This window comes from Lysinibacillus sp. NPDC093216 (assembly GCF_050280325.1).
In the GTDB taxonomy this organism is placed as follows: domain Bacteria; phylum Bacillota; class Bacilli; order Bacillales_A; family Planococcaceae; genus Lysinibacillus.
The window spans coordinates 1-15,473 of sequence record NZ_JBNNVB010000021.1; the positions used below are offsets into that span (position 1 = coordinate 1).

Consider the following 15,473-nt stretch of genomic DNA (forward strand, 5'->3'; position numbering starts at 1 on the left):
TCATACCGATTAAAGCATCATTTAACATCGGAAAACGAGTGATTTTGTACATCCTTAAACGAGCGAAAATGTACATATTGGTGTTGACATTTATATATTACATCTGTTTGTTATGTAAAAGGTATAAATGTTGTCTGCTTTGTCTAAAATGTTTAATGTGGGAAGGAGCAGATGATATGTCTAATAAAGAATTAAAAAATATAAAAATTCATGAGATTTTTGAATTACCCGATGAAGAAATTCTAAATCCAGAGGATATTGCAGTATTAGTTGGTATGCATGTTGAGAGTGTAAGAAGATGGTGCAGGCAGGGGAAATTACCATCGTATTGTTTTGGTAACAAGTACATTATTGTTGGGGAAGATTTTAAAATTTTTATGAAGCGATCAAAAGTAACACCAAGATGGGAGAGCTAAGAATGGGAAAAGAAAATGCCATCTTATCACTTTTTAAAGAACAGAAGGTGGATTATATTTACAATTCGAAAGAGCAGATTATCCTATTTCCATGCTTTGAATGCTTTGACGAAGTTGAAATGTGTACAAATACAACAAATTGGAAATGCTCTAAATGTTACAATAATGGAAATCTATTAAGTCTTATTAGATATTTTAATAATGGACATATTTTAAAAACAAGAATATATAATCCAAAAAGAGAGAAAAAGAAGATTAATTTAATGATACAAAATTCAATAAAACAATCACCTGAAATGAAGGACAAGTTAAGTAATATTGAATTGAAATTCAATGAATTGTTGCAGTATTTTGAGAAAAAGACCTCATAAACACATCAGTTTATGAGGTTTTTTTTTGTTATGATTTTTATTGATATACAATCGAAACAAAAATTCTTTAAGATCTTTTCCAAGTATTTTATAGCGGCCGCTCGGAGCAATAATTCGTAATTTTTTGTTACGACACCATCTTCGTACCGTTTCAGGATGTACTCCTATAAGTTCACTAATATCCTTTGGTGTTAGATATAAATCATCATCCAAAATTTCAAATATTCTTGGTATATTAATATTTTCATTAATGTCGTAAAATAACTGTTCGTCATCTTTTGAGTTACTATTCATTAATTTTCCTCCATCTTAAAATGTAAGTAATGCATTTTTTTCTTTTTTTAACTTATTTACTTCGATGGTCCACTCTTTTACACTTATTGTTTTCGGTCTTGTCCTTAATTCTGATAGCCGATTTTCAATCTGATTAATACGTTCAGAAACCTCTTCTGATTGTACTTCCATAATTAGATTATCTTGTTGTAATTTTGTTTCATTATTTGTGGCTTTTTTATATCCTTGTTTTATTTCCCATAGTTCTAATTGTTCTTGATTCCACGGAAAATTAATAGATAAATCAAGTACCTTATAAAAATCATCTTCTGTAATTAATGCAGAGTAATAATCATCCCCAATTGTAGTATCTTTTGGCTTATGCCTCATCTGATACTGTGCAGCAATTTTTTGAATTTCACCATTAAATCTTAGTACTGGTAGATGAGTTTTAGAAATAATGTTATTCATAGAATGTCGAGATGATTTTAGAACAAAGTTTTCAGTTTGTTCAGGTGTTAGGAAATTTAATAATGGTCTTATTCTAACTAAAAAACTTTTATCTATTTTATTATAGGGCATATCGGGAAATGCGGGGTTAGGCCTAAAGAGATAACCAGATCCTGGTTTGTATGAAGTACCTTGTTTTAAGTAAAGTTTTTGTAAGTACCTGTTAATTTGTGTTACTGTTTCCTTTGGAATAGGTGTTCCAAAAATAACATGAGAAGGTGAATTTTCATGCTTGGATGCCTCAGTTGGTAATTTTAAGATTCCCCAACCTCTATCATTTAATTTTAAAAATCCTAGTTCATCTAAAAGAAAATGCTCAATACGGACATGTTCCATTTCTTCTGGCCTTAAACCAGTTGTACATCCCAACTGCCAAATAGTAGCATTCATTGTGGAATTTCTAGAAACAGGGTCAGTTAGAATTAGATCTCTTACCTTTATCAATTGTTCAGGTGTTAGAAAGGATTTTTTTGCTTTAGATTCATCAAGCGAAAACCATTTTTTTCTCTCTCTAGGAAATTGATTTAAAAATTGCTTAACCCGTAAATTTAAGGCTAAAAACTCCCTATGTTTTTCTTCACTAATGACAGCTTCTAATTCTAGCTGTTGTAAATAGAAGTAATAGAATTGTTTTAAGTTTAATAGATAATTTTTTAGTGTCACTTTTTTTCTTTTTGAGGATAAAGAAAAATAATCTTCTACATTAATTGAAAGAAAATCGAAAACATCAGGATTAAATTCATCAATTATATCCTCATTTATACTTTTATTCACAATCACTTCCTCTTCGATTCCACAACGTCCACTAATAATTAGAACAAAGGCACTTGAAATAATTTCTTTCATGGATTTAAGTGTTTTATCCATATGTGCAATAGTATCTTTAGTACGGAATCCATTAAAATCAATAATTCCATTTTTTCTTCTGAAACTAATAAATTTATCAATTGCATTTTTCTGGTGATTATTTAAAAGGCTATATCTTGAAACTATAACACCTCCTTTATGTTCTTTCTGAGATAATATTTGACTTTTCCTTATACTATACAATGATGCTAATACTTCCTTCTCATCGTATAAATTTGAGCCTTTTAGGTGAATAGGTTGAGGTAACAACCCTTTTCTCGCATATCTAAATATTGTTTCTCTTGTTACGATAATATCTTTATTTTTTGTAGCTATTTCGTTAATAGTTTTAAAATGGTTGATGGTTAAAGATCGAATAAAAAAGTAGTTAAAATGATTTTGATCTTTTTTGACAGGTGGAGTGAGTTTTGGAATACATACATGTTTCCCGTCCCACTTTCCTTCATGTATTTGCTCTATTAGTTCCTCAAAAGTAATACCTAAATATCTAGACATTAGTAATGTACTAATATGATCATCACTTTTGCTGTATTTATCGAAAAGAGCCTTATTCTGCTCATAATAATCCTCAATCTGATTTAATAATACTTTGGGAATTAATGTTTTACCTTTAGTTATTCTTATTTGCGACGAAAATTCCGCTTTCGTGATGATATAGGAAATGTTTCGACGGTCAGGTTCTATAAATTTTGTAGCCTCATTTATACTTACATACCCATTATTATCATTTAGCATGATTAATCCTCCTTATTTAATGATTATTAATAATTGTTTCCAAATAAAATGTTGGGCAAACACACAATACGCACATACAAACACAATCTAAGGTTCAATGACGGTGGACATTGAAGCCTAATATGTTCGTGTCTGTGTGTTATGTGTGTAAATATATTAGCAGTGGAAATTCAATATTTTAAGGCCATATAAGTTTGTAGCCAACTATATTTTTTAAGAAGCTTATGTTTAGAGGGATTAATCAGAATGGATGAAAAATTATGTGGATTTTTGAAAAGAAAAATTTTCTGAGAAATAGATGGATTTACTCTAACGATAATGGAAATCTAGAAGCGGGAGGCAGACTAAATTGTTGAATGTAAGCTGTTGCACTTAGGTCAGTACGTCCAATTAAAAACGTTTTAAGACAAAACTCGAGAACAGTTTGAAATACAAAAAGCCTCTTGATTACAAATAATAAACTTGTTTAAAAAGAAGGTATGCAATTGTTTTTTTGCACCATTTCTTATTGTCTATTAGTATAATGAAATGGTAGTAATTAGGATTTGAAGAGGTGGTATTTTGTTTAAGTTACATAAAAATTGGAGTTCTCCTCCGGACGAAGATATTTTTTGGCGCTATGTGGACTTCACAAGTTAAAACTACTAAATTATAAGATTTATTGAAGGAGACGATACCATGGCTTTAAATGCAGCCCATAGAGGATACATTTATCAAGATTTAGTAACAGCCTGTTATTTTGTACAATCAATATCGCATAATTACGAAAGTATCATGGTAGATAAGAAATTATTTAAAGGAGACTCTCTTGATGATTTGACGGTTTACACAGGAGAAAAAACTATTAGGAGCCAGTTTAAGTATAGTCAAAATAGAAAATTACAATTGAAAGATATAAAGAATGAAGACGGTACAATAAGCATAGTAGATATTATTAAAAGTCACTTAGAATTTAAACAAACTGGAACTAAAGAGTATAGGCTATGTTTAGCATGGGACGATCCGATTGATGAAGAAGTTTTATCTATTCTTGAGAAGATTGAATGTGAACCCAGTTTAGAAGTTTTAAAAACAAATTGTTATAAACTAAAACTAGATAAATTGTGGCCTGAATACAGTAAGCCTGTCTGGGAAGAGATAGTAAATTTAAATATAGATAGAAATAATATTCAGGAGCTATGTGATTCTCTTATTATTGAATTAAATTGGCCAAAGGCATCTTTAGATTTAACTATCCCTGGAATACTAGAAGAATACCTTGTAAATATACTAGAAGATAAAATTGGAATAGGTAAATATCCAAATGAAAATCGAAATGCGGTAGATGTAGCAGCTACACTAATTCGATTAGCTACTATTTGCAGAGCAGAAAGTAGAACAATTACTCCTAAAGAAATAATCAATCAATTAGGAATAAGAACTGACTTCGGGAAAGTATCTCAAAGAAATATAGTAGATTTGAAAAGATATGTAGCCAGAACAAGTATTTTGGACAATTTTAAAGCGGGTATAAATAAAGCCTTTACAGTATTAACAGGAACACCGGGTTCAGGGAAATCGTGGTTATTATCGATGCTTTATGAAGACTTGAAAAAGGATTTCTTAGTTGCTAGACATTATTGTTATTTAGAGCCAGGGGATGAAGATGTACAAAGACGAGTTACTACTAATGCAATGTTTGGGAATTTAATTTCAGATTTGATGGGTTCCAAAGATAAAAAACGGTATTCCAAAAGTACTTTATTTAGTGCTGATGAGGATGAGTTGAATCATATTTTGGAACAAGCTTCAGTTGATAATGAAAAAATCTATCTTATCGTTGATGGATTAGATCACATTTCTAGAGTGTTTAACTCTACAACAGATTTATCTATAAATGAGATAGATATAGTTGAGAAACTAATGATGTTAAAAATCCCTCATAATGTACATATTGTATTAGGAACGCAACCTGGTAAGCATTTAGAACCTTTATCGGACCTTGATAATATTCAATATTATCATATGCCTGATTGGGAAGCTGAAGATATAAAGAACTTATTTATAAATTACCAATTGAATGAAAAAATTCCAGCTTTAGTTAGTTCAGAAATGCAGTTTTATGAAAATATTAAGAGTAAAACAGAAGGAAATCCCTTATATATTACCTTCTTGATAAAACGTTTACTAATCGATATTAATAGTAAAATAATTGATTTAGAAGAGTTTACTAATAATATTCCTTTGATACAAGGTGATATTCGTAATTATTATGAGTATTTGCTTCAGTCTACAACAGACTCTGGGGCTAATTTAGTAGGAGAAATTTTATCTGCAGTAGATTTTGGACTAACAGAAATAGAAATAAAAGAAATTTCAGGACCATTCGCTGCTCGGTTGATATCTCCAGCTTTAGAATTATTATCTCCGGTACTTGTAAATGTATCTGCACAGGGCGGCATACGAATCTATCATGAAAGTTTTAAACGGTTTATTTTAGAACGTTCACAGCAAAAAGGTGAATCAATTCAAAGTCTAGTTTTACCTATTATAGATTGGTTAAGAAATAAAGATTTCTTTTTAGATTCTAAGTCGTATGAGTTTTTATTGGGCATGCTTAGAAAAGGAAGACTACTAGAAGAAATTAAATCTATAGTAAATAGCGATTTCATAATTAAAAGCATAGCTTATTGTCATCCTAGGAAAACAATAGAAAGAAACTTATTACTTGCATCTAATGCGGCAAAAGATTTAAATGATTTTAAATTACAAATCAGAATAAATGAATTGAAAAAATCTTTGTATGTAGCTTTTGAAGAAAAACTAATGGACATACGATTATATGGCAAAACTTTTGGGATGCTTTATGGATTTGATTTATTAGCGCAAAGATTAATATTAGACGGTCGTATTACGCTAGATATAAATTCGGGTCTCATTTTATGTGATTTAATAGACAAGCAAGGGAAAGTGGCTCCCTGGAAAGAATACTGTGAAGCTTATAGAAATATAGAAAATCAAGATAACATGGAAGCAAATATAGCCTTTTTTAAAGGGGTACTAAAAGTAGAACCTTGGAATGAAAAACATCCAATATTAATTGATTGGTTTAAAAACTTAAGTGAGAAATTTAATCATTCGTATATAAAAGGGATTACTGGTGTCTTATTAGAGTTAGGATTAATAGATTTTATTTATGAGTTGATTAATCTGGAATTGAATGAAAAGTTGAAAAGTGTGTTGTACTTTGAGTTAGCAAAATATTTGTTTTCAGTAGATAGAGTTAAGGCAAAAGAATTAATTCGAAGTTTTTCGTGGAAATGGAATATAGAAGAATTATTGGAATTACTTTTGAATCATAACGAAATATCTCTTTTAGAAGATGTAACCGTTGAAAATCCTGAAGAAATTGATCTTTTTTTAAATGGTCATATTTCTGAAGCTAAAAATATATATAAGTGGCTCATATCAGTTAGAGTGCATGTAGCTCAAAAAAACATTGAGACAATAAACCAAGAGTTAGATAGAGTATCTGGGAATGGTTGGTATAGAAAGTGGCTCGTTTTTATTATAGAAATGGCACAGATTGAATTTACGGAGTTTAAATCGGACTCAGATAGAGAAACAGAAGTTTTAAATACCTTTAAATCACTCTTGAATATCTCGAGTCCATTTGAAGGGAAACCGCGAGCGTGTGATTTACACAGTATAGAGCCTTATATTTATAATTCCTTTAAAAAAGGTCTTAAATATGTATGTAGTGCGAAAGGGTGGAAAGAAGTATTACAGACTTTAGAAGAAATTTCAATGAAAACGACTACATATTTAATGGGAAGTGCAGGTGGGCCGCTACCTTCTTTAAGCTTAATTAAATTACTTGATTCTTTAACTCATATAGATAATGCAAAGGCAGCTATTGTTGAAGCAATGGAACGACTTACCCATAAAGCAAGTAAAAGTGGTGAATACTTTGAAATTCAAGCAGAACATGAAATGTATTATTCCGTGATTATGAATAATGCAGGAAACAAAGAAGTTGCACTTTCTAGTTGGAATCGAGTTTGTAGATATTTATGTTCTTATGGTTTTCATAAAGATATTACTATTTATGAGTTACTTTATAGTGTGGAGTATTTTATAGGCATTGATGATGAATGGATAAAACAAGAGTTATTTAACTTATTACCATTACTGAATAATGTATTAAATCATACTAATCAAAAAGAAGTTAGATATGTTCATAATGATTGGTTTAAATACTTATTACTTTTGGATTTTAATCTGGCAACAAAAATATTATCTCAATCTTTGAAATCTGATGGTGGAGAAATCGATTGGAAATTAGAAGATGCTTTAGAAGAGGTAGTTATTCAAAGTTATGATTTAATTCCCAAAGATGTATACATTGTTTCAGCTCTTTCAAGTAGTATTCCTTTTAGATATGATTTAATAAAAAAAATGATTGATGCAATAAAGTCAATTAAACAAATAGATATAGAAAAAGCGAATACTCTTTACATCATAATAAAGGCTAGAATCTATGAAAATGATTTAGAAGAAAAAGTTTTAAATTTATTAAATGAGTTTGAGATGGAAGGGGCATATTTTTCTACTGATAAAGAAGAAATAGAAGAAGAAATAATCAATAATGAAATCGTAGAGTGCTATCTTTCAGATGCTTCTTTTATAGATTTAAGTTTATATATCAAAAATTTAACCCCTACTCAATTATGTAATGACAAAGTTATTAATTCCTTAGGATATAAAATGATAGAGTATTCAACTACTGGAAACAGTGAAGATATTAATAAGATAATAGATTTACTGGCTAAAAAACTTAAGCTTTATAATAAAGAATTATCCTACATCTTTAATTCTTTAATGATAGGCTTAGAAAGGTACAATATAAATGAGTCTGCAGTCTATTTATCAATTCTTCAGTATACAAGAGTATATGATAAAGGGTGGAGTTATTTTGGCGGCAAAGAAATGATTCCTATAATAGAACAAAATTATAGGAAATATCCTGAGTATATTGATAATATTCTACAAAATGAACTTGAACTCAATGCAAATAGTGAGATACCTTCATTTGGAGTAACGTCTAATCTAATACATTTATTTGCAAGATTAAATATAGATTTAGCGAAAGATCTTTGGACAGAAGCGTTTGACGTAATATCTTTACGTTTAAAAACGGAGAGAAATTTCTCAGGGCCCTTTATTGATTGTAAAGATATTGTAGTTAAAACGAATAGTATAGAAAGTATCATCGAACTAATAATGTCGCGAATTACACATCCTGAATTAAAAAGAAGAACATGGGCTTTATGGGGAATTCAATATAGTTATTTTAATTATGAGAATGAATTTTTGAATGCTTTGGATGAGTTTATAAAAACAGATATATACGAATCAACATTTGATGTAATTTTATCTCTTTTGTTAGAAAGGGAAGTTCCAGAGAAGGTTTTAACTAATGATTGGATTCGAGCATTGTTAACCTCAGACTACTTCAGTATAAATCAATTAGCTCATTTTATTTTGGGTGTTCAACCTGGAAATTTAGATTCTAATTTAGTTGATAATTTATCGATTGAGATTGATTTTGATGAGAGTATTTTATCTTTAGATAGAAATCAGGCAGCTATAAATATCGAACCATATCTACCCAATATAATTGAGCAAACTTGTAATATATTTGAGAACATATTTGAGAGTAATGAAGTCTATGTTGAAAAGATGCAAAGTCTATATAGAGCTTTCAGTAGTACAAGAGAGAGGATACTACCTAAAGTGCATTATTGGGGAATAGAAAATGAAATTTACAAACAAGTTTTAAATAGAGAAGTATTGAAATTTGGTAATGTCAATCCCTTAATATTATCGCACATGGTTAGCGATTTAAGAATTCCAATATCGATGAAATATAGTAAAGTTCGATATCCAGAAAATGTGGATATAGATTTAGAAAATCACATTCCAAAGAATTCAAATATCGAGGGATTTGAAGATTGGGTCACAATTGCTAGTATTCAAAATGAAGTAATTCTTGAAGAAGGTTACTTTGCAAACATGCAAAGTATAAAGAAAGTTTATAGTGGACTTGTAAGTATTGATTTTGCAGATATTAGCTCTATTAAACTGCCGTTTAAGAAGATAGAAGATATAGATTGGTGGTATATAGATGAAGCATTTGAACATGATTTACCAAAGCCCCCAGTAATTTATTTATCATCCTACGGCACAGTTTATAATGACTTTGGAGAGCATAGATTATTAAAATTGGAAGATTCGATTATAAATGCATTAAACCTAAAAGCAGCAGACTTTCCGAGCGCGTTTGATTTACTGGATCAAAATAATGAAGTTGCGGTAGCTTATAGAAATTGGGAATATGATTTAATAGGTACAGACTTAAGTGAAGAAACGTTTAGATTGTCAGGCTTTGAGCTAGTAATGAGATCTGATATCTTTGATGAACTGCTAAAAAAGTATAATGGAAATGTTTATAGAGTCTCAAAAAAATACATCCATTAGTTTGAATTTAAATAATGAAATTTAAACCACCTATCAAATATATCGATAGGTGGTTATTACATTTGTAAAATCATAATTAAACAACTTTAGTATCTCTTTTCAAAGATGGCGTAATATAGTAGATAGGGTGCTGTGAAATTGTGTTCAGACGAATCGAGATGGGTGGTCGTTCATCTGGTCTATTTTCAATTCGTCTGCGCGCAATACTTTTCCTTGTTAGTTTGAATTAAACAAGAAACAGCGTTTGGAAAGAAGCGGATTAAACTGATATCTAGTTTGAGACGATTGTTTGTAAAAATCCAGCCACAAGGTAATTAACGAACAATTTTATTAATAGATGTTTTAAACATTCGTATTTAAACAAAGAAATTGCTGTATGTCCATCGACTGGATACTTCTATGATTTAATAAAATACGAACATTATTATTTAAGTTGATTAAATTAAACAGGTTGTTGCAGTTAAATTTGAATTGTAGGTTATACACAAAACAAAAACGCTTAGAGTAAATTCTGAGCGTTTTCGCTACTTATAGAATTTATGGAACGTCGAATGCTGTGAAACGCGCAGGTACGGGGTAAAAGGGGAATAAGGAGATAACAACTAAGGCTTATCTATCACTAGAATAACAATTAAAAGCTTTATCTATTAGACGTAATCTAATAGTATTGACAAATAATTAAAAAATGTTAAGATATTTATATTAAAGAAAAAATAATAAATTTATATATAACAAGGGGAAACCCCAAGCTTATACATTGTTAAACGTAATATATACGTTTGATAGTTGTATTTAGCTTGGGGTTTTTTGTTATATAAGGAGGAAACCTAATTGTCAGATATTAAAATCACACCCAAAACACCTTTATACATCGCATTTGAAAAATACAGAAGTGCAAAGAGTTGGTCTGCTTCTACAAATGGAGCATATGAACGGAATATAAAAGAATTTGTATTGGATATGGAAAATAACAAAATTGATCCAATAATTGAAAATGTAAAATATGATTATTTGCTGGAATGGGTTAAACGAATGGAAGAGCAGTTTAGTCCTAAAACCGTTAATCAAAAAATATCAACCTTATCATCTTTATTTTCTCACTTTAATCACCTTGGGATCATTAATAGCAATCCTTTTGCTGCTATAGATGCCATTGAAGATTATGCTGACGAACATCACTCAAGAGCCTTAACTTTAGAGGAATTATTCACAGTTTATAAAGCTGCGTATGAATTACAAAATAATGGAGTAAATGTTCTGATCCCTATTTTAATTGAAATCTACACTGCATTACGTTCTACATCTTTAAAAAAGTTAACGGTTAATTCTGTAGCTATTCAAAAAAATGGGCTGGAATTTAAACGAAATCGTGAAAAAGGAAAGGGAAATGAGGTATCTAAGAAAAAAGAAAAAGGGAACCGAAAAAATAAAGATTTTTTCTTGCCACTGCCACCTAAAATGATGTCTTTACTTGTAGAGCATATTAAAGATCTTGACCCTGAAGATTCCTTATTATATGGGCTAAAAGGAAACCCTCTAGAAAACAAACAAATGAACTATATTACGAACAAGATATGTGAACATTTAAATTGGATCGAAAAGAAAAATCCAATTAATAATGAAGAAAGAGTAGAAGTGATTAAAACAGAACAATTTTTTTCTCCTCACGCATTTCGTTACACGATTTCAACTTTATTTGATGAAATGGGGGTTCCTCGTGAAACGATTAAATTTCTATTATTACATTCTACTAAAAACTATGACTCATTAGATCCATATCTTTTACGTTTTGACGTGCATATTAGACGATTACAGGCTGCTCAAATCCTTCTAGAAACGGTATTAGAAACCGCTTTAGAACTTGATATAAAATATAATCTTAAATTAGATTTCCAAGATGTGTCTAAGAAATTAGAACTCGCTTTTCAACATCAACTTCACAATAATGAAGAATATTTTCTTCATTTTAAGAAGCAAATTATAGCGAAGCCTTTATCGCAAATCATGGAAAACTTGCAAATGCCCATACAACAAACAGTAACACCGCATCAAATGCCATATGGCGCACTGCAACAAATGGTACCATCACAACTACAATCGGGTATGGTGTTCAATCAACAATCACAAATGAATGCAACATCAATACAAATGGACCAACTGATGTCTATTTTGAATGATCTTAATAAAGGGTATTAATGACGCACTCTTTCAACTTCAACTAGGAGGTTTTACAATGCCTTCACAAGTTTAAATTATCCTTTGCTGGCGCAGATAACCACTATTCATTATAAAACTATTTATCCAACGCATATTACGGATACGATAATTTTAAAAACAGGAGCTAACTACCCGTATTTGGGTAACTAGCTCCTGTTTAAAGGAAATGAATCAAAAAATTCGAAACGAATTAATTGCTTTCTTTTTCTGCTCATATTCAACATGTGTATAGACTTGAGTTGATGTAATACTTTCATGGCCAAGTAATTCTTGCAGTGTTCGTAAATCAACGTTTTCTTTATTTTGCTGTAACATCAATGTTGCAAAAGTATGCCGTAAGTGATGTAGCGAGAAGCGGGTAGGTGGAAGGCCTGCTTTTTTCAATACATCTTTAAAAATGACATGTAAACCCCGCGGATCTAATGCTTTACGATTTTTATTTAGAAAAACAGGTTCTGTTGGATAAATTTGATATGATCTTAAAGAGGCTTTATAGGATGCCAGAAGCGGAATTAAGTGTGGATGAAGGGGCAATATCCGTTCTTTTTTCCCTTTTCCATCAATTCGAATCGTTTCATTTACCAGATCAACTTGTTCCCATGTTAATGAAACAAGTTCAGAACGTCTTATACCTGTTGTTGCTAATAATTTAAACATGAGCTCATTCCGCATCGAAAAACGCGATTGGGCGCGTTCTAGATAGTCAAATAGCTGCTTTAGATCCGTTAATGTCATATACACAGGAAGTTTATCATCGGTCTTTGGCGATTCAATCCCGTGCGTAAAATCATTAGCAAGGTATCGTTCTATTAAACAATATTTGGCGAACGATTTTAAGGAAGAAATTTTTCGGTTCACCGAACGAGGTTTTTGTTTTAAAGATCCTAATAGATATTGGATAAAGCGACGTACTTGGGTCTTGGTAATCTCATTTAAACAGGTTGAACAGCCATGGTCCGTTAAAAAGGTTAAGAAGAGCTGTAAATCGTATTCATAACTCGTAACCGTATTTTCCGAGTAATTTTTTTCAATCTCAATATACAATACAAATTCGTCAATGGCAGCGTGTAGTTGCAAGTATAAAACCTCCAGATATCGTATTAAACAATAATTATTATCTGTACAAAATCATCCCATTATCGTAAAAAAGGAGAGTTATCGTTCACATGAAAATTATAAGGAACTTGAAAATTACAAGTCGAAAAGTACAGATATTATGGGTAGATGACGTATCCAAGCCCTCCACCACGCCAAATAATTTTAGTTTACATAATATAAATTATAGGAAGTTATGTATCAGTGAAAAGTATACTAATAATAGTGAGACGAAACGGATATAAATGGACGTAAATAACTAAATATTATTTCAATGACAAAATATTTTAGACTTCGATGATTTCTTGAATAAAAATTGTTAATCTTATCACCCATATAGTTGAATAAAAAAGAATCCATTTTACACGTTAGATTAAAACGGATTCTTTTTAATTAAATTTGGATTTAAATTGTTAAACATCCAATATCAATTACTTAATTTCAACGTGTACATCTTTTATTAATCTGACTTGGCCATGATCATCCAAATATTTGTTATAATCCTTATTTATAAGTTTAAATTGACATGTTTTTTAGAAAAAATCGTTATTTTCATGACATTTCACTTGAATCTGTTGTGATTCTAAAATAGCCACAATATTCTTCATAACAATTGGTCAGAATAATAATTTCGTTCACAACGACTTCATTTGATGACGAATTAACAGGAATTTGACTAGAAAAATTAGTAAATCTCCTATTAAATTTTGAATCAATTGATATTTGCGTTTTTCGTAAAGTCTGAATATCGCGAAAATATAAATGATATTATGGAGTGTTTTCTACTGTTTTCTCATTTGTAATTCCATCATTTTTAACAGTTAATTTCCTTGTAAACGCACTAACAATTAAACTTACTAAAATATTAACAGTCAATGCAAGGAAACCAATGTTGATATCTTGTATGTAAGATGGCCAGCTTGGGAACAGCTTACTTAGATGAGCTCCTGTAGATGCTTGCCAACCTACAATTGAAACTCCGACAATAATCCCAACAGACACACCTTGTACAGTTAATGGATTTTTCTTCATAAAGTTACTTACAACTGCTGGTACGAATTGAGTAACTAGACCATATCCCATTAAAAATAATAACGTAATTGCTCCACCACCGCTAAAAGTAAAGTACAGTGCAATTAGTGCGATCACTGGAACTGAATAACGAGCAATGATAGCAATTTGTTGATCGCTAATTTGAGGACGAATTGGTTTTACAACATTTTTTGCAAATAATGTAGCTGCAGACATTAAAATCATTGAACCTGGAACAATTGCAGTTAATAACCCTGCAGCTCCAATAAAGCCTACGATGACTGGATTAAATGTTTGTGTGGAGATTTTAAATAATGCTAAATCTACAGCGCCTCCTTCTAACTCTGGAATTTGTAAAATTGCAGCTGCTCCAGTAAATAGAATAAATAATAAAAATAACGCATAGATAGGAAGCATAATCGCATTTTTTCTTAAGGCATTACCACTTTTCGCTGAAAAAGTAGCGATAAATGTATGTGGCCACATATAAAACCCTAATGATGTTAACATGATTGTTGAAATATACCATGAGGCACTAAAACCTGAGTCTGGAAGCGTTAAAAAACCTGGTTTAACAGCTTCAATTGCCTCCCACATTGGTTGAATCCCGCCATAATAATGTATAGGTAAGTAGATACCAAGGAATAACACAACACCCAGAATAAGAATATCTTTAATAACAGCTGTCCAAGCCGAGCCATGAATTCCTGAAACCATGACATACGCAATCATAGCAATTGTGCCAATCCAAATTGTTAATTTCGGATCAATCGCTCCATACGAAGCTTCAGAAACGATAATGCCAAGACCTTTTAATTGAATGACTAAATAAGGAATTAAAGCTGCTAACCCTACAATAGCTACAAGTGTGCCGAGAATTTTACTATTATATGCCTTTTCAAAAAAATCAGATTGTGATAGTAGACTATGTTTCTTTCCATAAGCCCATATTTTAGGTGTCAACCAGTAAGCAATTACATAGTTTAACATCGCGATATTAAAAAATGCTGCGGCGCCCTTCCCGTACATCCAACCACTTACCCCTAAAAATGCATTAGTTGTATAAATTTCACCAGCCATTAATAAGAAGATGAAGATAGAACCAAATCCACGGCCTCCAACACTCCATTGTTCAAGGCTCATATCTTTACCTCTACTAGCCATAATGCCTAAAAATAAAGCAATACCTAAGAAAATTGCAATGATTCCAACTGAAATTATCATATTATTCCGTCTCCTCTTTTGCATTAGGATTTATACGATGAACGATAATCATTAACCCTGTTCCTAAAAAGATCCATAAAACCATCCAAAATAATAAAAATGGAAGACCTAGGACATATGGTTCGGCACTTTTGATAAAAGGAACTCCTAATGGCATTCCGAAATATGCAATGAACGAGAGCAAATTGCAGAGCCTTTTTTTTGTCATTTTTCT

Annotated in this window: 9 protein-coding genes; 4 read left to right on the top strand and 5 right to left on the bottom strand. The window is 30.8% G+C overall.

The window, feature by feature from the left end:
* Positions 1–176 precede the first annotated feature (176 nt).
* Complete coding sequence (locus ACQKOG_RS19500) at positions 177–416, top strand: helix-turn-helix domain-containing protein (protein ID WP_427448006.1); 240 nt, start codon at positions 177–179, stop codon at positions 414–416.
* 2 nt (positions 417–418) lie between these two features.
* Positions 419–787 (top strand): hypothetical protein, encoded by a 369-nt coding sequence (locus ACQKOG_RS19505; RefSeq protein WP_427448008.1) that lies wholly within the window; start codon positions 419–421, stop codon positions 785–787.
* On the opposite strand, the gene ACQKOG_RS19510 is transcribed toward ACQKOG_RS19505, so the two are convergent.
* Complete coding sequence (locus tag ACQKOG_RS19510) at positions 782–1,081, bottom strand: helix-turn-helix domain-containing protein (protein WP_427448010.1); 300 nt, start codon at positions 1,079–1,081, stop codon at positions 782–784. The two genes, ACQKOG_RS19505 and ACQKOG_RS19510, sit on opposite strands and share 6 nt — an antisense overlap.
* Positions 1,082–1,096: 15 nt before the next feature.
* Positions 1,097–3,172: a hypothetical protein gene (locus tag ACQKOG_RS19515; RefSeq protein WP_427448011.1), complete on the bottom strand. Its 2,076-nt coding sequence runs from the start codon at positions 3,170–3,172 to the stop codon at positions 1,097–1,099.
* A 678-nt stretch (positions 3,173–3,850) separates the two neighbouring features.
* On the opposite strand from ACQKOG_RS19515, the gene ACQKOG_RS19520 reads away from it, so the two are divergent.
* On the top strand, positions 3,851–9,691 hold the full coding sequence (locus ACQKOG_RS19520) for an AAA family ATPase (protein WP_427448013.1): 5,841 nt from the start codon (positions 3,851–3,853) through the stop codon (positions 9,689–9,691).
* Positions 9,692–10,522: 831 nt separating this feature from the next.
* The gene (locus ACQKOG_RS19525; protein ID WP_427448015.1) at positions 10,523–11,887 is read left to right on the top strand and encodes a tyrosine-type recombinase/integrase; all 1,365 of its coding nucleotides are present in this window, start codon (positions 10,523–10,525) and stop codon (positions 11,885–11,887) included.
* Positions 11,888–12,079: 192 nt separating this feature from the next.
* On the opposite strand, the gene ACQKOG_RS19530 is transcribed toward ACQKOG_RS19525, so the two are convergent.
* The 3 genes from ACQKOG_RS19530 to ACQKOG_RS19540 all read right to left on the bottom strand — a co-directional run bounded on the left by ACQKOG_RS19530 (position 12,080) and on the right by ACQKOG_RS19540 (position 15,467).
* Entirely contained in the window at positions 12,080–12,985 is a 906-nt protein-coding gene (locus tag ACQKOG_RS19530; protein ID WP_427448016.1) for a tyrosine-type recombinase/integrase, read from the bottom strand.
* A gap of 786 nt (positions 12,986–13,771) precedes the next feature.
* Complete coding sequence (locus ACQKOG_RS19535) at positions 13,772–15,253, bottom strand: sodium:solute symporter family protein (RefSeq protein WP_427448104.1); 1,482 nt, start codon at positions 15,251–15,253, stop codon at positions 13,772–13,774.
* Positions 15,254–15,260: 7 nt separating this feature from the next.
* The gene (locus tag ACQKOG_RS19540) at positions 15,261–15,467 is read right to left on the bottom strand and encodes a DUF3311 domain-containing protein (RefSeq protein ID WP_427448018.1); all 207 of its coding nucleotides are present in this window, start codon (positions 15,465–15,467) and stop codon (positions 15,261–15,263) included.
* Positions 15,468–15,473: the final 6 nt, after the last annotated feature.